21 protein-coding genes are annotated in these 22,272 nt (G+C 62.5%); 10 read left to right on the plus strand and 11 right to left on the minus strand.

Annotated features, from left to right (window positions below; translation table 11 throughout):
• The first annotated feature begins 11 nt into the window (after positions 1-11).
• Positions 12-365 (plus strand): ribosome silencing factor, encoded by a 354-nt coding sequence (rsfS, locus tag EK23_RS12995; protein ID WP_045225805.1) that lies wholly within the window; start codon positions 12-14, stop codon positions 363-365.
• Between the two features lie 18 nt (positions 366-383).
• Here the strand turns inward: rsfS and EK23_RS13000 are convergent, their stop codons facing one another.
• The 7 genes from EK23_RS13000 to EK23_RS13030 form a co-directional block, all read right to left on the minus strand.
• Positions 384-893 carry a septal ring lytic transglycosylase RlpA family protein gene (locus EK23_RS13000; RefSeq protein ID WP_045225806.1) on the minus strand — a complete coding sequence of 170 codons (510 nt, stop codon included), beginning with the start codon at positions 891-893 and terminating at the stop codon, positions 384-386.
• Between the two features lie 18 nt (positions 894-911).
• Positions 912-1,223 carry a pyrimidine/purine nucleoside phosphorylase gene (gene ppnP, locus EK23_RS13005; RefSeq protein ID WP_045225807.1) on the minus strand — a complete coding sequence of 104 codons (312 nt, stop codon included), beginning with the start codon at positions 1,221-1,223 and terminating at the stop codon, positions 912-914.
• Positions 1,224-1,284: 61 nt separating this feature from the next.
• Positions 1,285-3,585 carry a carbamoyltransferase HypF gene (gene hypF, locus EK23_RS13010; protein ID WP_045225808.1) on the minus strand — a complete coding sequence of 767 codons (2,301 nt, stop codon included), beginning with the start codon at positions 3,583-3,585 and terminating at the stop codon, positions 1,285-1,287.
• A gap of 27 nt (positions 3,586-3,612) precedes the next feature.
• A complete protein-coding gene (gene hypD, locus EK23_RS13015) occupies positions 3,613-4,713 on the minus strand; it encodes a hydrogenase formation protein HypD (RefSeq protein ID WP_045225809.1) in 1,101 nt (366 codons plus the stop codon).
• Entirely contained in the window at positions 4,703-5,551 is an 849-nt protein-coding gene (hypB, locus tag EK23_RS13020) for a hydrogenase nickel incorporation protein HypB (RefSeq protein WP_045225810.1), read from the minus strand. The genes hypD and hypB overlap by 11 nt, the downstream gene beginning before the upstream one ends.
• Positions 5,552-5,579: 28 nt before the next feature.
• Entirely contained in the window at positions 5,580-5,930 is a 351-nt protein-coding gene (hypA, locus tag EK23_RS13025) for a hydrogenase maturation nickel metallochaperone HypA (RefSeq protein ID WP_045225811.1), read from the minus strand.
• On the minus strand, positions 5,923-6,159 hold the full coding sequence (locus EK23_RS13030) for a HypC/HybG/HupF family hydrogenase formation chaperone (protein ID WP_045225812.1): 237 nt from the start codon (positions 6,157-6,159) through the stop codon (positions 5,923-5,925). Before EK23_RS13030 ends, hypA begins: the two co-directional genes overlap by 8 nt.
• Before the next feature lie 169 nt (positions 6,160-6,328).
• Between EK23_RS13030 and EK23_RS13035 the strand changes: the two genes are divergently transcribed.
• From EK23_RS13035 to EK23_RS13050, 4 genes are all read left to right on the plus strand, one after another.
• Positions 6,329-6,949: a methylthioribulose 1-phosphate dehydratase gene (locus tag EK23_RS13035; protein ID WP_082054172.1), complete on the plus strand. Its 621-nt coding sequence runs from the start codon at positions 6,329-6,331 to the stop codon at positions 6,947-6,949.
• Positions 6,946-7,506, plus strand: a complete 561-nt coding sequence (locus tag EK23_RS13040) for a 1,2-dihydroxy-3-keto-5-methylthiopentene dioxygenase (RefSeq protein ID WP_045225814.1) — start codon at positions 6,946-6,948, stop codon at positions 7,504-7,506. Before EK23_RS13035 ends, EK23_RS13040 begins: the two co-directional genes overlap by 4 nt.
• Positions 7,503-8,180, plus strand: a complete 678-nt coding sequence (gene mtnC / locus EK23_RS13045) for an acireductone synthase (RefSeq protein WP_045225815.1) — start codon at positions 7,503-7,505, stop codon at positions 8,178-8,180. The genes EK23_RS13040 and mtnC overlap by 4 nt, the downstream gene beginning before the upstream one ends.
• Positions 8,181-8,398: 218 nt before the next feature.
• Positions 8,399-8,977 carry a YcbK family protein gene (locus tag EK23_RS13050; protein WP_045225816.1) on the plus strand — a complete coding sequence of 193 codons (579 nt, stop codon included), beginning with the start codon at positions 8,399-8,401 and terminating at the stop codon, positions 8,975-8,977.
• A 118-nt stretch (positions 8,978-9,095) separates the two neighbouring features.
• On the opposite strand, the gene EK23_RS13055 is transcribed toward EK23_RS13050, so the two are convergent.
• From EK23_RS13055 to EK23_RS13070, 4 genes are all read right to left on the minus strand, one after another.
• Positions 9,096-9,932, minus strand: a complete 837-nt coding sequence (locus EK23_RS13055; protein ID WP_052808161.1) for a caspase family protein — start codon at positions 9,930-9,932, stop codon at positions 9,096-9,098.
• Between the two features lie 6 nt (positions 9,933-9,938).
• Positions 9,939-10,613, minus strand: a complete 675-nt coding sequence (locus EK23_RS13060) for an anti-sigma factor (protein WP_045225817.1) — start codon at positions 10,611-10,613, stop codon at positions 9,939-9,941.
• The gene (locus EK23_RS13065) at positions 10,603-11,214 is read right to left on the minus strand and encodes an RNA polymerase sigma factor (RefSeq protein ID WP_045225818.1); all 612 of its coding nucleotides are present in this window, start codon (positions 11,212-11,214) and stop codon (positions 10,603-10,605) included. Before EK23_RS13065 ends, EK23_RS13060 begins: the two co-directional genes overlap by 11 nt.
• 810 nt (positions 11,215-12,024) lie before the next feature.
• Positions 12,025-12,588: a hypothetical protein gene (locus EK23_RS13070; RefSeq protein ID WP_145998656.1), complete on the minus strand. Its 564-nt coding sequence runs from the start codon at positions 12,586-12,588 to the stop codon at positions 12,025-12,027.
• Positions 12,589-13,312: 724 nt separating this feature from the next.
• Here EK23_RS13070 and EK23_RS13075 point away from each other — a divergent pair.
• The 5 genes from EK23_RS13075 (at position 13,313) to EK23_RS13095 (ending at position 22,271) form a co-directional block, all read left to right on the plus strand.
• Positions 13,313-14,836 (plus strand): ShlB/FhaC/HecB family hemolysin secretion/activation protein, encoded by a 1,524-nt coding sequence (locus EK23_RS13075; RefSeq protein WP_235282052.1) that lies wholly within the window; start codon positions 13,313-13,315, stop codon positions 14,834-14,836.
• 110 nt (positions 14,837-14,946) lie between these two features.
• Entirely contained in the window at positions 14,947-17,175 is a 2,229-nt protein-coding gene (locus EK23_RS13080) for a CHAT domain-containing protein (protein ID WP_145998657.1), read from the plus strand.
• 197 nt (positions 17,176-17,372) lie between these two features.
• A complete protein-coding gene (locus EK23_RS13085; RefSeq protein ID WP_045225822.1) occupies positions 17,373-18,491 on the plus strand; it encodes a S1 family peptidase in 1,119 nt (372 codons plus the stop codon).
• Between the two features lie 50 nt (positions 18,492-18,541).
• The gene (locus EK23_RS13090) at positions 18,542-19,012 is read left to right on the plus strand and encodes a hypothetical protein (protein ID WP_145998658.1); all 471 of its coding nucleotides are present in this window, start codon (positions 18,542-18,544) and stop codon (positions 19,010-19,012) included.
• 133 nt (positions 19,013-19,145) lie between these two features.
• On the plus strand, positions 19,146-22,271 hold the full coding sequence (locus EK23_RS13095; RefSeq protein WP_045225824.1) for a two-partner secretion domain-containing protein: 3,126 nt from the start codon (positions 19,146-19,148) through the stop codon (positions 22,269-22,271).
• The last annotated feature ends 1 nt before the right edge of the window (position 22,272 follow it).

The raw sequence follows: 22,272 nt of genomic DNA on the forward strand, positions 1-22,272 counted from the left end.
AGTCGGATCCAATGCAGAGCAGTGAATTGTTGGCCGTCGTGCTGGAGGCGCTTGATGACGGCAAAGCCAAAGACGTCAAAGTCATTGACGTGCGCGCCAAGACCAGCGTTACCGACTACATGGTGATCGCCAGCGGCACCTCGGAACGCCATGTGAAGTCCCTGGCGGACCAGGTCGTTGAAAAAGCCAAGGAGCATGATGTCCCGCCGCTGGGCGTGGAGGGACAGAACGTCGGCGAATGGGTTCTGGTGGATCTGGGTGACGCGATCGTGCACGTCATGAAGCCGCAGATCCGGGAGTTCTACCAGCTGGAGAAGTTCTGGCAGGGCGATTACCGGACGGAAGGCGTCGCCGCCGCGGGCTGAGCGGGCGCGCGCCGGCGCTCAGTCGATGGCGCGCACTTCCACTGGCACGACGCCATCAATTTTGAGTGCGCGCGCGGCCCCCTGAGATAGATCGATGATCCGGCCAGTTACAAAGGGGCCGCGGTCATTCACCAGCACGTCGATAGCGCGCCGGTTGCGCAAATTGGTGACACGCACCCGCGTCGGCAGAGGCAGCGTTCGGTGCGCTGCGGTCAGACGGCGCGGGTCGAAGTGCGCGCCGGTGGCCGTGCGGTTGCCGGACTCCCAGCCATACCAGGAAGCCAGTCCGCGCTCCTTGTAGCCCTTGGCGCTGTCCATCGGCACATAGGTCCGTCCCTTGATCGCGTAGGGGCGGTTGTAGGCGGCGCGGTGCCGGTGGCTGGTGGCGTGGGCGGCCTGTTTATGGTCGCCGCTGTGTTCGCTTTGCTTAGGTGCGCTCGCACAACCAGCCAACAGGGTGACGGCCAGGAAAGAGATGGCCCAGAATCGCCCCCTCTGTTTGCAAGGCTCACCTGGTGACGGTGGCATACCCATGCAAGTCCCGTCTCAGCCGAAGTGGCAGATATAATTCACCACATCCGTGGCTTCTATCTCGAAGCGGCTATCTGCCGGGACGCTGAAGGTCTGCTCGGGGCCGTACGACGTCCATTCACTCTCGCCGCTCAGCCGCACCCTGCAGTGGCCGCCGGTAATTTCCATGATTTCCGGGGCGGCCGTATTGAACACCAGGATGGACGGCATGAGCACCCCCAGCGTTTTGCGGGTCCCATCGGGAAAAAGTACGGTATGGCTGACGCACTTGCCGTCGAAATAAACGTTCGCCTGCTTCAGGACGGTGACATTGTCGAATTGAGACATGGGGGAGTCCGAGTCTTGAAAAAGCCGGCATTATAACCTTCGGTGTCCCATCCGTGTTCAATCACCTTCTCTCGTTCCCGGCGAGGCGGGCCATGGCTTCCACGGCTTGGCCGAAGGACAACCCGGCATCGTTGGCCGGCACCCGTTTCGGGATGGCGACCTCGAATTCTTCCGCAGACAGGTATCGTATGGCCATTTCAGTCAAGAGCCGATTCTGAAAGACCCCACCGCATAAGCCAACCCTGCTGAAGCCCTTTGCCTCGCGTAAGACCACGGCCTGATCGAGCATCGCACGGGCCAGGGACGCATGGAAAATGCCGCCGCGCTCGGCCACGCTGAGAGAGGTATCGCACAGCATGGATAGGAGTGGTGCGAAATCGCTATGCAGGAGGCCTGCGTGCCCAAGTTCCAGGGCCAGGGGGATGGGTGGCGCGCCGTAGTCACTGATGGCCTCCAGGCACATCGCTGCCTGTCCCTCGAAGCTGCACTCCTGCATCAGGCCGGTCATGGCCGCGGCTGCGTCAAAGATTCGGCCTACGGACGACGAGACCGGGCAGTTGAGGCCGCGCTCCCACGCCTGGCGCAAGAGGGCGGCCTCTGGCCTCTCCAGCGGAGTGTCAAACCCGACCTCCCAAAGGAGAGCAAGGGCCGAGCGCCAGGGTTGCCGGCTGGCCTGATCGCCTCCGGGGAGTCTGAATGGTCGCCACGATGCGACGCGTGTCCAATCGCCCGGACGGCCCCATAGAGCCTCGCCGCCCCAGATGCTGCCATCCTCGCCGTACCCGGTGCCATCCCAGGTGAACACCAGCATGGGGTTCTCGATTGCGCCAAGTTCGCCCGCGAGGGCCGAGGCATGAGCGTGATGGTGATACACGCGAACCACAGGCAGTCCCGTCGCCTGGGCCCAGCGGGTATTGGCGTAATCCGGGTGGGCGTCGCAGGCGATGATTTCGGGCTTCACACCGTACAGGTCCGCCAGTTCCCGCGTCAGTTGCTCGAATACGGCTTGGCTGCGCCGTGAGCCCAGTTCGCCTACGTGGGGCGAAATGACCGCGCGTTCCCCCCAGGCTAGGGTCACGGTGTTCTTCATCTGTCCGCCTAGGGCGAGCAGAGGCTGTGGGCTTGAAACCGGCAAGGCGAGTTCCAGTGGGGCGCAACCGCGGCCTAGGCGGAGCGGGCGGGGGGCTCCCGCGATGGATCGAAACACGGCATCATCCGCCGGGCGACGAATGGGGCGATCATGGTGTAGGAAGGCATCGGCGATATTGCCCAGCCGTTGTTCCGCCTCATCCGGATCGGTGAGTACAGGCTCGCCGCTCAGGTTGGCCGATGTGGCCACGAGGGGGCCTCGGAAGTCCCCGAGAATTAAATGGTGCAGCGGACTATAGGGCAGCATCAGGCCGATTTCCGCCATGCCCGGTGCCACCGAGGGGGCCAAGGTGCTGTCCTCACGGGCGGGCACCAGCACGATGGGACGCAAGGGGTCGCGCAGCAAGGCCAATTGCTCGGGGGCCGGGTCTGCAAGTTTCATCACCCAGGCGAGTCCATCGTCGCCATGCCACGGCAGCATCACCGCGAAGGGCTTGTGCGGGCGATGCTTGCGATCCCGAAGGCGAGCCACGGCGGCTTCCTGACTGGCATCGCAGAGCAGATGATAGCCACCCACCCCCTTGGCGGCGACGATCAGGCCGCGCCGAAGCGCATCGACGCAGGCTGCAAGAGCCATCTCCGTGTCGGTGATCGCGCTGCCGCCTCCGCGAAAGAGCAGTTTCGGTCCGCAGACCGGGCAGGCCAAGGGCTGCGCATGGTAGCGGCGGTCCGCGGGATCCTCGTATTCGCGGCGGCAATCGGAACACAGAGGAAAGCCCGCCATGCTGGTATGGGGGCGGTCGTAGGGCAGGCGGTCAATGATGGTATAGCGCGGTCCGCACTGGGTACAGTTGATGAAGGGATAGCGGTAGCGGCGCTGCGCCGGATCCTGCATTTCGGCCAGGCAGTCATCGCAGAGAAAATAGTCGGGGGGAATGTGGTTCCGCGCCTCACCCCGCGCCTCGCTGTGCAGTATGACGAAGCCGCCCAGTGGCTCAGGCGACACGGTTTGGGATGAAACCCGTTCGGGACGGGCGAGGGGAGGGGCCTCGGCCACCAGCAGGTGTTCGAAGGCCTTGATGGCGTCGGGGCTTCCCTGCACAAGTATCTCGACCTGCCCGACGCTATTGCGAACCCATCCGTTCAGTTGCAGCCGCAGGGCTAGCCGGTTCACAAAGGGCCTGAAGCCGACCCCCTGGACTCTACCGGTGACGGTCAGGGATTTTGCAGAGACGCCGTTTCCTGTCGTTCCCTCCAATGTGGGCGTCGTCATGTGGCCGCCGGGCTGGCTAGGAAAGACTCAGGCCGCCTCGTCCTTGCGCTGGCCCGAGGTCCACCAGATATGGCAAGCGCCCTCGTCGGAAACCATGCAAGGTCCCACGGGGTTACGTGGCGTGCACGGCTGGCCGTAGATGCGGCACTGGGTGGGGGTGATCTTTCCCAGCACGACCCGGGCGCAATCGCAGCCGGGGGGCATCTCGCCGGCCCGTCGGCGGGTCGGCTCGGCGTAATCGGGCAGCACCTTGCGGGCATTGTGGGTGGCGTAATCGGGCTTCAGTTCGAGCCCCGAGGCGGCAATGTGGCCGATACCGCGCCAGGGCGCCTCCACGATATCCATGGTTTCGCTCAACAACCGGCGCGCCAGAGCGTTGCCGCCAGGTTTCACCGCCTGGCTGTAGCAGTTGTCCAGGAAGGGTCGCTGTTCGATGTGCTGCCTCAGCACCGAGTAGGTGGCGGCCAGGAGGCTTTCCGGGGTGAAGCCGGCCACCGCTGCGGGCAGGCCGTGCTTTTCCACCACGAACGACCATTCCTCCGGGCCCATGACCGTGGATACGTGGCCCGGCGCGATTAAGGCATCGAAGCCGGGGTCTTCCGAGTCCAGCAATAATTGCACGGCGGGCCAGGTGAGTCGGCCGCTCATGAGCAGCAGCAGGTTCTCGGGCAGGCCCTCGGCAATCATGCCAGCCACCGGCGCGCAGGTGGTCTCGAAGCCCGCGACGAAAAACACCACGCGGCGTGGCGCCGCCTCGCGAGCGATTCTCACCGCTTCCAGGGGCGAGGCGATGGGCCGGATGTCGGCGCCAGCGGCACGCGCCTGTTCCAGAGACCTTACCGTGTCCTTCGGGGTGTTGACCGGGACCCGGAGCATGTCGCCGAAAGCCACCAGGACCACGTCCTCCTGGAGCGCCAACTGGATGGCCTGGTAAATGTCCTCCTCGGGGCATACGCACACGGGACACCCGGGGCCCGGGATCAGTTCGATGCTGGCGGGCAGGGCGCGGCGAAGGCCCGCCATGCTGATGGAGCGCTCGTGGCCTCCACACACGTTCATCACCCGGATGCGGGGCGGCAGGGGCAGGGCGCGGATGCGCTCCAGCCAGTCCTTCGCGCTAGTCGACATGGTCGTGTACCGGCTTGACCGGGCGGAAGCGGACGGCCGGCGCAGCCTGGTGCAGCGCACGTCCCTCTTTCTGCACCCTGGGCTTCAGGGTTTCCTGCTGCGCGACCCGCGATTTGTGCGCAACCACCTGCTCCTGCAGCCACTGCAGCCAAACCTCCATGCCTTGATTCTTGCGCGAGGACAAGGTGAGCACCGGGGCGGGGTTGGCCAGGGCCCTGAGGTGCTGCTCGGCGCGCTGCGGCGAGAAGTCATCCAGGTGGGGCAGCAGGTCGCTCTTGGTGACCAGCATCAGATCTGCCGCGCGGAACATGACGGGGTACTTGGCGGGCTTGTCGTCGCCTTCGGTCACTGAAAGAAGGGTGACGTTCAGATGATGGCCGAGGTCGAAGCTGGCCGGGCAGACCAGGTTGCCGACGTTCTCGATGAACAGTAGGTCGATCTGGCCGAGGTCGATTTGGTCGAGCGCCCCTTCCACCAGATGAGCGTCCAGGTGGCAGGCAGTGCCCGTGGTGATCTGGTGGGCGACGACGCCTTGGGCGCGGATACGCGCCGCGTCGTTTTCGGTCTCCAGATCGCCCTCAATCACAGCAATCCGCAGGCGGCTCTTGAGTTGGGCGATGGTGGCCTCCAGCAGGGCCGTTTTTCCCGAACCCGGCGAGGACATCAGGTTGACCGCGAGGATGCCTTGCCGGTCCAGGCGGGCGCGGTTGGTTTCCGCCTGTTTATCGTTATGGGCGAGCAGAGTGCTCAGCACGGAGACCGGGGTGGTTGCCTTGGGCATGTCCAACAACAGATGGCGGTTTCCGGACGTGATATTACAGCCGCAGGTGTCACACATGACTGGTTACCTCACTGAGGGAAAGCCCTCATTCCTCGTTCAACAGTTCCACGCGGGCGAGAATCAACTCGTCCCCGCTGATCAGGGCCGTTTCGAACGCGCCGCAGGCGCGGCACAGTAGATTGTTGACGCTTGCCTCGGACTCGGCGCCGCAGCGGCGACATCGCACCCGCACCGGTTGGGGCTCGATGAGCAGTTCGGCGGTTTCCGCGACGCTCCCCGCCCGGCTGATCTCGAAAGCGTTACGCAGCAGGTCCGGCTCGACCCCTGAAAGCGGACCCATCCTCAAGGTGATGCTGGCGACCCGGCGCGCCCGGTGCTCGGCGGCGAGTGCGGTCACCTGCCGCATCAAATCGTCGCACAGGGAAAGCTCATGCACTCAGGATTTCTTCCCCGCCCATCTGGTCGAACAACTCCCAGGCAGACTGCGCTTCTTCCGCCGTGAGCTTCTGAATGGCGTAGCCGACATGGATCAGAACGTAATCACCCTGTTGCGGCGGCTCGTCCTGAAGCAGGAACAGGCTGACGTCCCGCTCGACGCCACGGGCAGCGCAGCGGGCCTGCAGACCTTCGATCCGGGTGATTTGCATGGGTATAGCCAGACACATGGGAAGAACCTCGCCTCGAAGATCGATAAGCTCAGCGCAATGGCGTGCGCCAAAATCAACTTGCATAGTATAAGAGCAATGGGCCTGTATTGCCTGCGCATGCTTTTCGGAGTTTGAGATAGGGACGCCGGGGCCTTACAATCGGCGCTTCGCGTTTTTCCATGAGGCCATCGTGTCCCACGACGAGTTTCTGGCCCGCGCCGATGAATTGATCGAGGCCGGGCACTTCATCCACGCGCGCGGCTGGGTGCCCGCCACCAGCGGCAATTTCTCGGCGCGGCTCTCCGACGGGCGGATCGCCATTACGGTGTCGGGACGGCACAAAGGCGATCTGAAGCGGGAGGACATCATGCTGGTGGATGCCGGCGGGCATTCCCTGGACGGTGGCAAGCCGTCGGCGGAAACCCTTTTGCACACCTCGCTTTATCGGCGGTTCCCGGGGGTGGGCGCGGTCTTGCATCCTCATTCGCCCAGCGCCACCCTGATTTCGCGCTGGTTCACGGGGGAAGTGGTCCTGGAGGACTATGAACTGCTGAAGGCCCTGGAAGGCATCGACACCCATCAAGCACGGGTTGTCGTACCCATTTTCGGCAACGACCAGAACATCGCGCGCTTGACGGCTCAGGTGGAAAATTACATGGAGGACCACCCGGACCTCATGGCCTATATCATCGCCGGCCACGGCTTCTATACCTGGGGCAGCAGCGTGAAAGACGCCCTCCGTCACGTGGAGGCCCTGGAGTTCCTGTTCGACCTGGAAACGCGCCTACACGGAGCCAAGCCATCATGAGCCTATTGAAAATTTTCCCCGACAGCGGTCCCGAACGGACCGAGGTGCTCGATCAGCCGGACGAGATTGCACAGCGACTTAGCCAGATCGGCGTCACCTTCGAGCAGTGGACCGCCGGTTGCGCCCTGGCGTCGGACGCCAGCCAGGATGAGATCCTCGCCGCCTATGCCGAACCGGTGGCGCGGCTGAAGGAGTTCTATGGCTTTCAATCGGCGGACGTGATCAGTGTGCGTCCCGACAACCCTCAGCGTGCCGAACTGCGGGCCAAGTTCCTGTCCGAGCACATACACACGGATTTCGAAGTGCGCTTTTTTGTCGAGGGCAGGGGGCTGTTCTTCCTGCATCCGGACGACAAGGTGTATGCCGTGCTGTGCGAGCAGGGCGATCTCATCAGCGTGCCAGCCAACGTAAAGCATTGGTTCGACATGGGCGAGTTCCCCGAACTCAAGTGCATCCGTCTATTCACCACGCCGGAGGGCTGGGTGGCGCAGTTCACCGGTAGCGATATCGCCGAGCGCTTCCCCAGGCTGGACGCCTTTCTGGCGGAGCCGGCATGATCCGAGCTGTCGTCACCGACATCGAGGGCACCACGTCCTCGTTGTCCTTCGTCAAGGATGTGCTGTTCCCGTATGCCCGCTCTCATCTGCCGGAGTTCGTCCGTGGGCATGCCCAGGAGGCGACGGTGCGTGGCTTGCTTAAAGACACCGTGGATCTGGCCGGCAGAGCCCTGAGCGATGAAGACGCGGTGGAGCAATTGCTCGCCTGGATCGACGCCGACCGCAAGGCCACGCCCCTCAAGTCGCTGCAGGGCCTGATCTGGGAGGCGGGCTACCGCAATGGAGACTTCCAGGGCCACATCTACGAGGATGCTGCCCGCAAGCTGCGGGAATGGACGGAGCAGGGCCTGAAGCTCTACGTCTATTCCTCGGGCTCGGTGTATGCGCAGAAGCTGCTTTTCGGACACACGGTGTATGGGGATTTGACGCCCCTGTTCTCCGGATATTTCGATACCCATATTGGCGCCAAGCAGGAGGCTTCGTCCTATACCCGGATCGCCGAGGCAGCAGGCATGGCGCCGGCCGACATGCTGTTTCTTTCCGACATTGGCGCGGAACTGGACGCTGCGCGGGCAGCGGGTATGCAGACCTGCCAGTTGCTCCGTGATGGTGCGCAGCCGGATCCGGCGCACCAGCAGGCGGCAAATTTCGATGCCATCCTTCCTGACGCCTGATCTCTCTTTTTCGATCAACTTCGAAAAATCAATGAGCTACTGCTATGCTTGGAGCCGCTAGCGCGTGTTTGGCGCAAATGCTGCAAACTTTTGTTGCAATGAAGTCTTGATTTGGTGGTGAGTTCGTCAGTAAAGTGTTGCCCGTCTGAACGGGGCTGTTTTGGAAGCCCCGAGCTGCCGCTTACCAAGCGGCGACTATAGAGAGAGGACTGTAGTGAATGAAGTTGCATAATCTGAAGCACCCCCAGGGGCGCCGCGGCATCAGCCGCCGGGGCTTTCTGACGCGGGTGGGCGTCGCGGCGGCAGGTACCATGCTGCTGCCATCCACCGAGGCCTTTGCCAAGGCCATCAGCAGGGAACGCCGGATAAGCCTTTACAACACCCACACCCAAGAGGAACTGAGCTTCGTCTGCTGCCCGCAGGAGAACTACGACCGGCGATTGTTGACCCGCTTCAACTATTTTTTGCGCGATCATCATTCTGATCAGGTGCGTAACATGGACCCGGCCCTGCTCGACCTGCTCTACGCCGTTACCGTGCTGACCCGCGGCCGCGGCGAGTTCAACATCATCTCCGGCTACCGCTCAGCCGAAACCAACGCCATGCTGCGCAAGGTCAGCCACGGCGTGGCCGAGCACAGCCTGCACATCCAGGGCAAGGCCATCGACCTGCGCACAGAGGATGTGAGCACGCGCAGCCTGCGTACTGCCGCGCTGGCCCTGGAGCAAGGCGGCGTAGGCTACTACCGGGCGTCCGATTTCATCCATATGGATACCGGCGACGTACGCTCCTGGTAGTCCCTGCTTGACAGGCGTCGCGGGTCCGCCAGGGGCTTCGGTCCCAGGAACCGCGCGCTTTGCTTTAGCCCCGTGACAAATTGAACTGGCCTCGGGAGCAGGCTGCGCCTAAGGCATGTCAGACGGCGGGACAGGTCCCGCTTGGACCGGAACGGAGGCAGAGTTCGTCCCCCATGAGACCGTCGACGAACTCTGGTTTTTGCCGTCCCTGGCTGCGCCTGAAGACTTCCTCGTTGAGTCGGCGGAAGAGCTTTTCCACCGACAGCCCTGGAATTGGCAGGAGTTCCAGCAAGGCGTGAGTATAGAGACTATGGTCTTCTTCCGGGCCATCGCTGGCAGGTTTACCAAGTCCCGTGGAATAGGCGATGAGAGTACCGCTGGAGCGGTTTTCGGCGCCCAGATCGAGGCCGCTTGCTGCGCCACGGCAGCGGCCCAGCGGGCAGAGGCGGATGCGGCAGGTGTCCAGAATGATCAGGCTGACGCCTTGGCCGAGCTCGTCCAGGCTACGCCGCAATTCGTCCAACAGGAAGCCGGTGCGGGGGATATCCGTTTCCAGCCCGAAGTTGGCGTCTACGGGCATCAGGTAGTTGTGGCCGTTGTACTGCGCGCCGTGGCCGGCGTAGTAGATCAGCCGAACGGTGCTCCGCGTGGCCTTCTGATGGTAGAAATCGAACACCTTCTGCAACATGGCTTTCTGGTCCAAGTCCGTCTGCAGGTCCACGTCGAAACCCAGTTCCTTGAGGGATTCCGCCACCGCCATAGCGTCATTGGCGGGGTTCCTGAGCCGGCTGGAAGGATAGGCGCCGTTGCCGATCACCAGTGCCACCCACTTGGGGGGCTCGGCCGGCCGGCCCGGCTCGCCCGCGGCGAATGGGGACAACACCAACATCGAGGTCAGCAAGAGGGCGCTGGCCGATGCCCGCGGTTTTGAGACTCTCCCCAGCACTTTGCTCATGAGCCATCAGTCTTTTTGGGGAATTTCCGGTAGCACCTCGACGGCTTCGAGGATTGGATGGGTCGACAGCTCCTGAGCCGTGGCTGCCACTTGGCCGTCCTCGATGCGTACGATGTAGTGGCCCAACTGGCCTGGGCCGGCGACGATGCTGCCGCGAATCCTTACCAGAAGAAGGCGGATTTCCGCCTCCGTTGCCGTGGGTTTGAAGCTGATTTGCAGCACGGGCCCGCTTGGCGCCGCGGGTGCCGGACTGACTGAACGCCACGGCACCGGCTCGGCTTCGCTCATCAGCAGTTCCCCCGTGCCGCTTCGGGCAGCAACAAGAAACGCGATGATTCCGCTCTGGACGATCACAAGGGTTCCCAGGGCAGCCCACGCTGGTTTCATCATGGGCAGTGCAAAGCTCTCGCGGAATCTTTGTAGCCAGTTCGACGACGGTGCCTTGCCATCCGCGCGAACGCACGCCATAAAGCCTTCCAAACCCTGACGTCCAGGCGCTCTGGGAATTTCCGAGCGGAGCACATCGCGCAGACCCTCTTCGATTGCCACGTGTGTAGCGAGTTCGGGGTGCGCACGGACAAACTGTTCCAGCCACTCGCGGTCCGAGCGATCCAACCGGTTGCACACATATCCTGGCAGCAATTGCTCGAAGCGTTCTCGCTCGGGCTGTTCATTGATCATGGCATTCTCCGCTTAGGAGGCGACGGCTCATGCAATCTTTGATGCGCAATCGCGCATGGTGGAGGCGAGTCTTCACCGTATTTTCCGGACACTGGACGATCTGCGCCATTTCTGCGATGTCCAGATCTTCCACATAGGCCAGATGCAGGATCTCTCGGTGCGCCTGCGACAGCCGACCGGCTACCGTGAGGCTGTCCATGCAGGCCCTCAGGCTCATTCGGATTTGCTCGACAGCGATCACGTCGGTGATGGTCGGCATTTCGGCCGCCAGGGTCTGCTCCAGTTCCTCGGAGAGATCCTCTGTCGGGCGAGACTTGCGCAGTTTGTCGACCGCCTTGTTGCGAGCGATGCCCAGCAGCCAGGTCTTGAAGCGGGACTCGCCCCGGAAGCGTTCGGGTTGCCGCCAAACCTCGAAAAGCGTGTCTTGCACGACCTCCTCGATGATATGCGTGTCCCGGGTCCAATTTTTCCAGACATAGTTCCGCACGGAAAGGCTGAAGCCTTCGTATATGACTTGCATGGCCCGTTCCGCCGCGCTTCTTGGAATCCGGGCGGCAATGGCACCGAGGAGGTCGCCAATCTCGTCTTCCGTCAGATCCATTTCCGTTCCTTCACTGAGTCGTTCAAAAACTTGGGGCGGTTCATGCAATTTTATTTGGCGCCGCTCAGGACCCATCCAACCCAAGCACGGCTTTCATTTTTATGGTCGCAGGATTCCTTCTTGGCAGAAAAGGCAATTTTACCCAGCCAAATCGGGAGCATTTGCATGACGCGACGGAAAGGCTCCCTGACGGAGCACCAGCCACCGCTTGGGCATGATTCGATCTGTTGCGCGTGGAGCGGATGCTTGACTTCAGGCAGTTCCCGTTTTCGAGCGACGTGACTGAGCTGGTTGGGCGTCGTTTGGAAAACTCCTGGAGCTTCGGTCAATTGCCGGGAGAAAGCGCGCGCATTGGCTTTCCGAATCGCGGACTTCGGCGTTGTTCGGCGCCTGAAGCTGCGTGAACTGCGTGTAGCTCGGCGGCTCCGCAGCGCGTTCGCATATTGCGCTCTTATGGGGGCTCGCCGCGTTGGGGGCGACGGAGGTGGCACAAATCGAGGTTAGAGCGGCCCTTAAATTGGCTGGGTTAATCTGGGTTAATAAGGGGCAAGGACGCCGTCGACCCGAAATACCGGGAGGGAATTTTTGGGCCTGGCCAACAGACGTAATCATCCTGAGCCTGGAGAGCACACTGACCGAAGGAGGCATGGCACAATAGGCTGAGCCAACGGCCCATGCCGAGGTGGGGAGACTTGATGCAAGATGGGCTGCCATCTTTACGGATGGCCCGTCAGCGGGTAGCGCGGGCCTCCAGTCTCCTGCGGCTGCAGGAGACTGGGGAGGCGCGCTTTGAGGGGGGAAGATCGACGCTTAAATCCTGTCGCGGATAAAGCTCACTGCCAGGCTCGATTTTTGGGCGCTGGCGGATTGCGCCGAGACCTTGTGGGCAATAACGCGATAGGTGACGGTCTGGTTCAAGACGCAGGTATCGGTACGCTGATAGCTGGCCGTTCCAAAGGTGGTGCCGCTTTCCGTAAATTGGCGCAGGAGATGGTGCTGATTGATATCGGTGGCGGTCGAATTTTTGGTGATGCCATAGATGACCTCCGCTTCGCCGGGTACGAACATGGAATCCATGCTGATCTGCGCGCTGGCATTCGCCACCAAAGTGCCCGCGGCGGGACATTTAACCACCACGGTGTTGACGACGGTGTCGGTGTCCAGGAGGTTCTTGAAGCTGGCGAAAGAGTAATCGCCACCAACTTCCGGATTCGCTTGCGCAAGCGCGGCCCCGAACACCAGAGGCAGCATGGCGGTGGCACGGATTTTTGAGATTGCGTTCATTGCTTTTTCCTTCGACTGAATGTAACTGGGTTGATTGAAACGTCTCGACGACCTTGCCCCGAGAGTCGGTTCCCGATTGAGCAGCGTCATGAGTTCAGTCGAAGCGAGTCGCCATTCGGTTCATCAATTTTCAAGATTCATCAGCGCAGCAAGCTCCGCTCGTGGCCCGACCGAACTTGCGGAGTTCTGGGCCTCGTACAAAAGCGGACAGCCTCATGTCGTCTCACTGGCCAGTCCTGAGGTAATCAGATCTAAAGCTGTCGATGGCTATCGTCTACTGGAGGTTGTGGCAGACACGCCCAATGCATGGTCACAGCGCCCGGCTTGAACCTTTCGCCGTAATTCCTCGACGGAATTGAAATACTTGGTAAGGTAGCGCGGGGCGTGAGCGGCCCGCGTCAGTAACGTCCTTGGATCCTGCCGCTTTGACAAGTAGGCTGATCTTTCGTGTAATCAATGTCTTAACGAAGTTTCCAGAGTTTCAAGCGGCGGCGAGCAAAGGGCCTGGTTAGAAAGCATGCAGGGAAAGCGAGCACCGGAAGATTCAGGCGCGATCCGCTCTGGTAGAAAACTAGCTATTGGCGCTTGCGTCGCAGCAGGCATGGCCCGACGGCCCTGCATAGCTCGTTTTCGCGGGGCGCAATCGAGATGCAATGTTGCAAAGAGCTTTGTAATCGGAACGTTTACGCTCTGCCTTCTATCCGGGGCTTCGGAGGCACTCGGAACGGGCTATCAGCAACTCCCGCTCAGGCCAAGCGGCGATCAGCCCAAGCTACCGGACTTCGTGCCATCGGGTGTCCCGCCCGGGCTTGTATTGCCGCCAGTTCCCAAGGTGCAGCAACTCGCTGAAACACCCCAGGGTAAGCGCTATTTGCTCAGGCGAGTGCAGTTAGACGGCAAAACCAGCCTGCCCGAAAGCATGATCCGTGAACTGGTGAAACCGCTCGAGGGTCGCATGGTCAGCCTGGAGGAGATCGAAAATCTGCGCCAAGCGCTGACCAGGGCTTACATCGAGCGAGGCTACATCAACTCCGGCGCAGTAATCCCGAAGAACGGCTACCGGGATGGGGTCCTGCGCATACGCATGGAAGAGGGCCGACTTGCTAGGGTGCGGGTGCACGGCAACGAACGGCTGCGAGCAGGGTACATCAGTCACCGCCTGTTACCGGAGCCTGCCGAGCCCTTACACCTGCCAAGCCTCCAGGAACGATTCCAAATGCTCCTATCCGATCCCCTGATTCGGCGCATGAACGGTCGCATTCTGCCCGGAATCACGCCTGGCTCCGCTATCCTGGACGTGGATGTGGTCCGCGACCGCCCCTATCAGTTGACCCTTTTTGGTGACAACTACCGCCCGCCCTCCATTGGCGCGGAGGCCTTCGGCACCTCCATTTGGGTTCGAAACTTGACCGGGCTCGGCGATCTGTTGGATTTCACATTCACCACCAGTGATGGCTCCGACCGTTTCACCGGGGGCTTTCGCCTGCCCATTGGAGATCTGGGCACCGAGGCTTACGTCCGCTTTGACGAGGGCGATGCGTCCGTTGTCGAGGAACCGGTTGATAACCTGGACATACGCAGTCAGGTGCACACCCTGGAAGGGGCCGTCACCCATCCCTTCATCAACAGTTTGCGCCAGCGCCTGAACCTGGGGGTGTCGTTCAATGTGCGCGAGAATGAAACCGAACTTGGCGGAAGACCTTTTTCATTCGTGCAGGGGGAGCCCAGCGGAAGGAATCAGGCGACGGTCCTGCGCATCTTTCAGGATTTCCAGAGGCGATGGGATGCCGACGTTGTGTCTTTTCGCTCGACCTTCAGCGTGGGGCTGAATGCCCTCGGAGCGACCCCAAGATCCAACCCGGACTATCCCAGCAGCGAATTTTTCGCCTGGCTGGGCCAGGCCCAGTATGCCCACCGCTTCACCGATGACGGCCTGCAGGTGCTGTTTCGAGGCATGGTACAACTGAGCGACGCGCCCCTGTTGCCCTTGGAACAGGTTGCCGTGGGTGGCGTCGGCACGGTGCGCGGGTATCGGGAGAACGAATTGGTGCGCGACCAGGGTTACGCGCTCTCCGGCGAGTTGCATATCCCGGTTTTGCAGGGAACTGAAGAGCCCTACCGGCTGGTTCTGGTGCCATTTTTGGATTACGGCGCCGCTTGGAACCTGGGTCAGGCATCTAAATCCCTGACCTCGATCGGCATCGGCTTCAACGCCGACTACCGGACACTGCACGGCGAGCTTTACTATGGCTATGCGCTCGACCGCACGCCCACCTCCGACGCCGACGATCTTCAGGACCAGGGCATCCACTTCCAGGGCCGGATCGACGCCTTTTGACATCGGGAGGCTGACCCTTGCGAACCGCCTTATCGATCGCGTCCCGATACATACGCCAACGACCTCGGACTCCCGCACAGGGCCTCGTGCGCCATGTCATTGTCTGGTCCGTGTCCCTTTCTAAGTCGCTGCCACTGCTGGCCTTGCTGTTGGCGAGCCCCCCGGCGCGTGCTACCGACCCCGTAACTTCCGGGCTGGAGTACCTGCGCGCGGGCCACTATGCCCTGGCGATGCGCCACTTCGAGATCGCGGAGAGGCAAGCGCCGTCCCCGCAGGAAAGAGCCAAGGCCGCCGGCTATCTCGGGATGATCCACTTTCAGCTTCGGCACGACAAGCTGGCAGGAACCTTCTTGGAGCGGGCTATCAAGTTGACGACCGACGGCGGCAGAGAACTGGCGCGGTGGAAGTCTACCCTTGCCCATCTCCTCGCGGCGCAGGGCGAAAGCGAACGCGCCAGGGCCTTGCAGGGCCAGGCGCTGTCCTTGGCCGGGGATGAACGCTTACTAAGAGCCGGCATTGAACTGGGGGGAATCGATCTGCTGCCTCGCGTGCAGCGCCAAGCGGCCTTGCAAGCCTTGGATGAGCGGTTGCGAACGGCGCCCATTGGGCCGGAGCGCTCGGCTTATCTGGTGAACCTGGCGGCTCAGGCGGCCAAACTGGGAAATCAAGGGCGAATCCTCGCTCACCGGGCGCTGAATGCGGCTCGGGATGGGGCGGGGATGCATACGCGTCTGCAAGCGGAGGTGCTGGGCGAGTTGGCCCAGCTCTATGAGGAGGCCGGACAGACGGAAGATGCCCTGCAGCTCAATCACCAGGCGCTGGCTGCGGCGCCGGATGAATTCCATGACCTGCTGCTGGATCTGGACTGGCGGCAGGGCCGGCTGCTGCGGTCCCTCGCACGGCGCGACGAGGCCCGGGATTACTACCGCAGGGCCGTGGAACACGTGGAGGCGGTGCGCGCCGACATGCCGCTCACCTACCGCGATGGCCGCTCCTCGTTTCGGGATACCTTGGAGCCCCTTTACTTGCAGTACGCCGACCTGCTGTTGAACCAGGCGGGCAGCGAGCCACACGGTCCCGCCCAGGACACTTTGCGCCTCGCGCGACAGGTGGTCGAATTGATCAAGCAGTCGGAGTTCGAGGATTTCCTCGGAGGGCGCTGTGCCGTGCAGCCTGTGTCGGCCACCGTGGTGGACGCGGTGGAACCGCAGACGGCCGTGCTCTATCCCATCATCCTGCCAGACCGGTTGGAACTGCTGGTCAGCATTGGCGGCAACCTGAAGCAATTCGGTCGACCGGTGGCCGGCGAGGTGCTTCGGAATGCTGTGCGGCGCTTCGCCGGCTCTTTGCGCAGTGCCAGTGATGATGTGCTGGATCTGGCGCGCGTGCTACATGGCTGGCTGATCGAGCCCGTCGAGCCCTGGTTGCGGGAGAAGCAGGTGCAGACGCTGGTGGTGGTGCCCGACGGCGTCATGCGGCTTATACCCTTGGCCGCGCTATACGATGGTCAGCGATTCCTGGCCGAGCGCTATGCCGTGAGCATCTCGCCGGGGCTCAGCCTCATCGCGCCGGCGCACCTGGAAATGCGCCGGTCGGAAGCCCTGCTGGCGGGGCTGGACGAGCCTGGAGACGTCATCGACCAACTGCCGGGAACATTCCTTGACGGCATCGACATCGAAGGAACGCGCGGACTCCATGCTCGCCGCCGCGCGTTGTCGACAACGGGAAATCGGCCGCGCGGCTCTTTGTCGCCCGACCCCGGCGCCCGTAGCAGCATCCGGGAAGCCCTGCGCCTACCGGGGGTAGCCCAGGAACTGAACAACCTCAGCGCCGTGATGCCGTCCACGGTGCTACTGGGCAAGGATTTTACCGCGGCGCGCTTCAAGCAGGAGCTTATGGGCAAACCCTATGCCATCGTTCACATAGCCTCCCACGGCATCATGGGTCCCACGGCGGAAACCAGCTTCATCCTGGCATATGACCAGGTGATGAACTGGGACCAGCTGCGCCTTCTCCTGCGTTCGGACAAGTTCGCCCGTCAGCCGGTGGAACTGCTGAGCCTGAGCGCCTGCCAGACCGCCGAGGGCGACGACCGCGCACCCCTGGGTTTCAGCGGCATCGCCCTGAAGACCGGGGTACGCAGTACCCTCGGCACCCTCTGGCCGGTGAACGATCAGGCGGCTTCGGCTTTCATGACCGCGTTTTACCACCAGTTGCGCGAACCAGGCGTCAGCCGCGCCAAGGCGCTGCAGGAGGCGCAGCGCCATCTGCTGAGCGACAAGGCCCTTCGGCACCCCTATTTCTGGGCTCCCTTCAGCCTCGTGGGCGACTGGCTCTAGATCGCCGCAACGCCCGAGCGTATCCGCTTAGGCAGCAGCACGGTTTGCGCGCGCCACGTGTCTTTCCAAAAGATTTGAACCGGTCTCGCAGCTGGAGCGACTGAACCTTTGACGATGCCAGTCGCCCGATCAAGAACCTTGATCCTCCGCGCTGGCTGTCTGTATCCGTGTTCAGCCTATCTTCTAAGGAACCCATCATGAAAACCAATCAGTTAGCAAACGTGGCCGGTGCTTTTGTCGTGGCGGTCGCAATGGCCTCGTGGACTCATGGGGCCCGGGCCATACCAACATCGCCCGGGTCGGATGAGCCGGTCGACACCGAACCGGAGGTGCCCGCGGAACCGGTGGCGGAAACGCCGGAAGTACCCGCCGCGGCGCCCGACATCATCCAGGACGTGATAGGGGGGACGCCGGCTTCACCCGGTACCTTCCGTTTCAACGCACGCCTGGAGGACTCCAACAGCGTGCCTTTCTGCAGCGGCACGCAAATCCAGCCGGGATGGGTGGTTACCGCCGCCCACTGCATTCAACCGATGAACAGCAGCATGACCCGCCAACCTGCCCGCGTCACGGCGCGCATCGGCGCAACGGACATCAATGGCGGTGGCTTCGGCCAGGCCGGGACGATCAGGAATGTGAGCAATATCTTTGTGCACCCGAGTTACGAGCGGAGCCAGCACGACGATATCGCTCTGTTGCAATTGACACCCCCTGGGCCGAACCAGGACTCCGGCGACATCCTGTCTATGGGGGTGCCCGCGAATAGCGCGTATCGCCGGAGCCAGCTGAGATCGGGTCCGGTCTACTATCCAGGCCCCGGGGGTGGGCGGTGGGATGGGTGTCCGGTGCGCAAGCTCGCCGATGGCATGATTCTCGGTTGGGGAATGACCAGCGCCTCTGGCGGCTCATCGGATCGGCTGATGACGGGAATGATGGCGATCTGGAACGATTGCGCGGCGCCTACGGGATGGTTCTGGGAGACCTGGGACTGGGACATGGACGACAAGATCATCGCCAGCGGCGAGGCAAGCAGCTGTCCGGGCGACAGCGGAGGCGCCCTCATCGCATTTGCCGACGATGGCAGGCCCTTCCTGGTGGGCGTCACCAGTTTCAGCAAGAAAGGATGCAAGGAGGGGGAAAAGTACGCGGCCTTCTCGGATGTGATCGAGGGCCGTCTGAGGGACTGGATCAATCACACGATCTATGTAACTGAGCATCCCAACCAGGCCCCTCCTCCGGGAGGCGGCGTCGACAGCCCGGTGGGTGGCCCGCCCAACAGCCCCGGTGATGGCCGACCGCCAGTCCAAGAGCAGTAGCCCTGCCATCACCGCATCCGTCCGTTATCCAAAGAAATTGGAGCTTCATTATGAATACCGCAACATCCATCATGAGAATACTCGCCCTGTTGAGTATGGCGCTGCCATGGACCGCAGGTGCGGCCCAGACCCCCAACCACTATGCCTGCGAGGGCAAGAACGCCAGCGTGGCTCTGACCGTGGGCGGAGGGGACGATGTGGGCATCATGCCCGAGGCGACGCAGCTGCAGATCAGGCTGGGCAAGGAAGAATTCAGCTTTCGCGACCCGGAGATCCTTACTGAGCGCAGTTCGATCGGTCAACTTTGGAGCGCAACCCTGGAGCAGGCGCCTGATCTTTACGTCCGACGTGTCGCCGTGATCATTCCCGAGATCGCTCTGGGGTCCGAGTCGCTGCCGTTTCAAAGCCAGCTCGTACTCACCACAACGCAGACGCCCTTGGTTCCCGACTCTCTTGAGGGCATCATCCAGGCATCCAAATACCTGGATCTCACCTGTTCAGCGTCCCTGATTTACTTCTGAGCAGTGCTCGGACGTACCTGCCCCGGCAGCCGGTGCCGGGGCGGGTTCCTGCTTACCAGACGCCGCGGGCTTTGCCTACCGGGGCGCTTCTGGCAAAGTGGGATGAAATCCGGGAGCGTTCGGAGGGGCGGACATGAACCATCGCTTTAGGGAACTAGCCGCGCGAGGCGGCCTTGCGCTTTGCGTCATCGCGCTGTCCGACCCGGCCTCCGGATCCGGCGGCGTCCGTACCGACGGCACCGTGGGGGCCAACGGCAACTGGCTGGGCAAGACGCGTTCGTTAAGCGGCTCTGATGTCACCATTACCCAGGAGATGGGGTCCACCTCCGGTCGCAACCTCTTTCACAGCTTCTCCGAATTCAACGTGAGCCAGGGCCAGACCGTCACCTTCACCGGCGATGGCGCGCTCAAGAACGTGATTTCCCGCGTCACCGGCGACAGCGCTTCGGACATCGCCGGAACCCTGCGCTCCACCGTGGGCCATGCCGACGTGTACCTCATAAATCCCAAAGGCGTCACCTTCGCGCGCAGCGCACGGGTGGATGTGCCGGCGGCCTTCCACGTGAGCACCGCCGACGAACTCAGGCTCAAGGATGGCTCCCGCTACAGCGCCAAGGACCCCGGCGTCAGCACCCTGTCGTCGGCGGTGCCGGCGGCTTTTGGTTATCTCGGCACCTCGCCAGCCAACAACGGCCTGATCCAGGTGGATGGCGCGCACTTGGAAGTCAAGCCAGGTCAGGCCCTGGACGTGGCGGGGGGCGAAATCCGGGTCAAGGATGGCGCCACCCTCAGGGCCCAGGCAGGGGAGGTCCGTATGACCGCAACCCGGGGGGCGGGGGAGGTGCGTCTCGAGCGCGACGGGTCAGGAAACCTGCCGTTGCCGGTTGAGGCGTTGTCGGACAACAACGCCGGTCCTGTCACGATCCATGATAGTACCCTCTCGACCAGCGGGGATGGCGGCGGACGGATTGGAATGAGCGGCGGGCGGATCGCGATCTCCGGCTCCCGTGCCGGCAGCGAAGTAGCGGCGAATAATATGGGAAAGCATGACGCGCCGGAAGCTGGCGGCGTGCGCCTGCAGGCGACTTCGCTGCGACTGGATGAGTCGAGGGCAACGGCCGACGCCTTGGGACCGGGCCGGGCGGGTGCGGTTGAAGCGACATCTACTGGAAATCTCCAGGTTCTGAATGGAAGTGAACTCAGCAGCAGTACGGCCGGGACTGGCCGGGCTGGCGCGGTGACAGCCAGGGCCGGTCTCGACGTGCGGGTCGGCGGAGCAGGCAAGGGCGGTTCGCGCGCGTGGATAAGGTCTCAGGCAGGACCTGGCAGTACCGGAGATGCCGGCCGCGTTGCGGTGACAGCCAACCGGGACGTGGTGGTGCAGAACAGTGGCCTTGTGAGCGTGAGGACCTTAAACAGGGGAAATTCAGGCTCGGTAATGGTGACTGCGGGGCGGGATGTGCGCGTCGACGGAATGTCGAACATCGAATTTGCCGCCGGCATCTCATCGGCGGCGGGCCCCGACAGCACCGGTGACGCGGGAGCGGTGACGGTGGCAGCGATACGCGATGTCTGGGTCGGAAATGGCGGACAGATTGACAGCAGCACGCTGGGCGAAGGTCAGGCGGGTACGGTGATCGTCGACGCTGGACGAGACGTGACGGTAGATGGACAGGGCTTTGAATTTCCCGCGCTCATTTCCTCCCAGGCGGCGGGCGACCCGGGAAGCCTGGGACGCGGGGGCACCGTTACGGTGGCGGCCGGGCGGGATATAACGGTGCTGAATGGGGGGCAAATTGACAGTACCACCTTCTCCGGGGGCGCTGCCGGTACAGTGACAGTGTCCGCCGGGCGCAATCTTCTGGTGGATGGATATGACAACGCCGGGTTTGATACGGGGATCGGGTCGCAAGCGGAGCCCGGCAGCACCGGGAACGCCGGGGCTGTGAACGTGAGCGCCAAGCAGCAAGTCTCTGTCGTTCGCGGCGGCGTGATTTCCAGTAGCACCGCCGGCGCGGGCGCAGGCGGCGACGTCCGTGTCAGTGGCCGGCGGATCGCGGTGGATGGCGGCAACATCGTTGCGGAATCGTTTGGCACGGAATCGAGCGGTCAGACGGGCAACATCGGCGTAAAGGCCGGGGAGCAACTGAGGGTTAAGAATGGCGGCGTCATTTCCATTGCCAATGAGGCGATGCTTGCAGAGCCCACGGTTCTTGTTCCCGGAAACCTGTCGGTGCGTGCGCCACGGGTTTCCGTGACGGGCGGAACCGTCAACGCCGACACGTCCGGTAACGTGCAAGCCGGCGCTATTCAAATCCATGCGCCCGTTGTCCTTGCCCTCGCGAGCAATGGAACAGTCAGTTCATCGACGCGAGGCACCGCCAATGCGGGATTGGTCGCCATCGATACCGGGAGACTCCACGTCAGTCACTCTGCTATCAATGCGCGCGCGGAGAAGGAATCGGGTGGACTGATCGGTGGCATCCGGATCAGCGCCCGCGAGTCATTTGAACTAGAAGACAAGGCGCAAATCAGCATCGAAAATCTTGCGACACCTGAAGTCACCTTTTTTGCTCAGCCTGGAACGATCGAAATAGATTCGCCTAGAGTTTCATTGAGGAATAGCGGCATAACAACCAATTCCGCTGGAACGACGGATGCTGGGAGTATTCGGCTGAATTTCGCGTCCACGCTGAACCTGGTCGGTTCATCGCTGACGACGTCCGCGAAATTTGGCAACGGCGGCAATATCGTTGTACATGGAGGCTCCACTGCGCATCTGGACGCTTCCCACATCAGGAGTTCGGTGATTGGAAAAGGGGGTGACGGCGGCGATATTACCCTGTCGGCGGGCAATCTGATCATGGAGACCGGGCTGGTCGAGGCCAACGCGACCAGCGGCAACGGCGGCGATGTCCGCCTCGATGTTCGTGCGCTGATGCCCAGCGGCAGCCAGGTCAACGGCCGGGACGTGACGTCTGGCGACTACCTAGATTTCGCACGGCTGGCAGGTGCCTGGTCAGTCGGCGTGTTTGGAGCCAACATCATCCGCGCCGTCTCGCGGACAGGCCTCAGCGGCAACATTAGCGTGACGGCGCCACAACTTAACCTTGCCGGCGCCATTGCCAACCTGGGCAATCCCTCCTTCGACACTGCCGGGGTAAACTCCAACGCGTGCCTATCGGACCCCGGCAGTTCACTGACCGTTGTCGGCAAAGGTGGCTTGCCGCCGCGCCTGCGGGACTGGATGCTTTACTGAA

Origin of the sequence: Methyloterricola oryzae (assembly GCF_000934725.1) — a bacterium.
Lineage (GTDB): Bacteria > Pseudomonadota > Gammaproteobacteria > Methylococcales > Methylococcaceae > Methyloterricola > Methyloterricola oryzae.

Bases quoted from the DNA above. Each gene is read 5' to 3' on its own strand.
- EK23_RS13090 (WP_145998658.1), top strand. From the start codon at position 18,542: ATGAATACCGCAACATCCATCATGAGAATACTCGCCCTGTTGAGTATG.
- rsfS (WP_045225805.1), top strand. From the start codon at position 12: ATGCAGAGCAGTGAATTGTTGGCCGTCGTGCTGGAGGCGCTTGATGAC.
- EK23_RS13030 (WP_045225812.1), bottom strand. From the start codon at position 6,159: ATGTGTCTGGCTATACCCATGCAAATCACCCGGATCGAAGGTCTGCAG.
- EK23_RS13040 (WP_045225814.1), top strand. From the start codon at position 6,946: ATGAGCCTATTGAAAATTTTCCCCGACAGCGGTCCCGAACGGACCGAG.
- mtnC (WP_045225815.1), top strand. From the start codon at position 7,503: ATGATCCGAGCTGTCGTCACCGACATCGAGGGCACCACGTCCTCGTTG.
- EK23_RS13070 (WP_145998656.1), bottom strand. From the start codon at position 12,588: ATGACGCTGCTCAATCGGGAACCGACTCTCGGGGCAAGGTCGTCGAGA.
- EK23_RS13065 (WP_045225818.1), bottom strand. From the start codon at position 11,214: ATGGATCTGACGGAAGACGAGATTGGCGACCTCCTCGGTGCCATTGCC.
- EK23_RS13060 (WP_045225817.1), bottom strand. From the start codon at position 10,613: ATGATCAATGAACAGCCCGAGCGAGAACGCTTCGAGCAATTGCTGCCA.
- hypD (WP_045225809.1), bottom strand. From the start codon at position 4,713: ATGTCGACTAGCGCGAAGGACTGGCTGGAGCGCATCCGCGCCCTGCCC.
- hypB (WP_045225810.1), bottom strand. From the start codon at position 5,551: ATGTGTGACACCTGCGGCTGTAATATCACGTCCGGAAACCGCCATCTG.
- ppnP (WP_045225807.1), bottom strand. From the start codon at position 1,223: ATGTCTCAATTCGACAATGTCACCGTCCTGAAGCAGGCGAACGTTTAT.
- EK23_RS13085 (WP_045225822.1), top strand. From the start codon at position 17,373: ATGAAAACCAATCAGTTAGCAAACGTGGCCGGTGCTTTTGTCGTGGCG.
- EK23_RS13055 (WP_052808161.1), bottom strand. From the start codon at position 9,932: ATGAGCAAAGTGCTGGGGAGAGTCTCAAAACCGCGGGCATCGGCCAGC.
- EK23_RS13050 (WP_045225816.1), top strand. From the start codon at position 8,399: ATGAAGTTGCATAATCTGAAGCACCCCCAGGGGCGCCGCGGCATCAGC.
- hypF (WP_045225808.1), bottom strand. From the start codon at position 3,585: ATGACGACGCCCACATTGGAGGGAACGACAGGAAACGGCGTCTCTGCA.
- EK23_RS13000 (WP_045225806.1), bottom strand. From the start codon at position 893: ATGCCACCGTCACCAGGTGAGCCTTGCAAACAGAGGGGGCGATTCTGG.
- EK23_RS13095 (WP_045225824.1), top strand. From the start codon at position 19,146: ATGAACCATCGCTTTAGGGAACTAGCCGCGCGAGGCGGCCTTGCGCTT.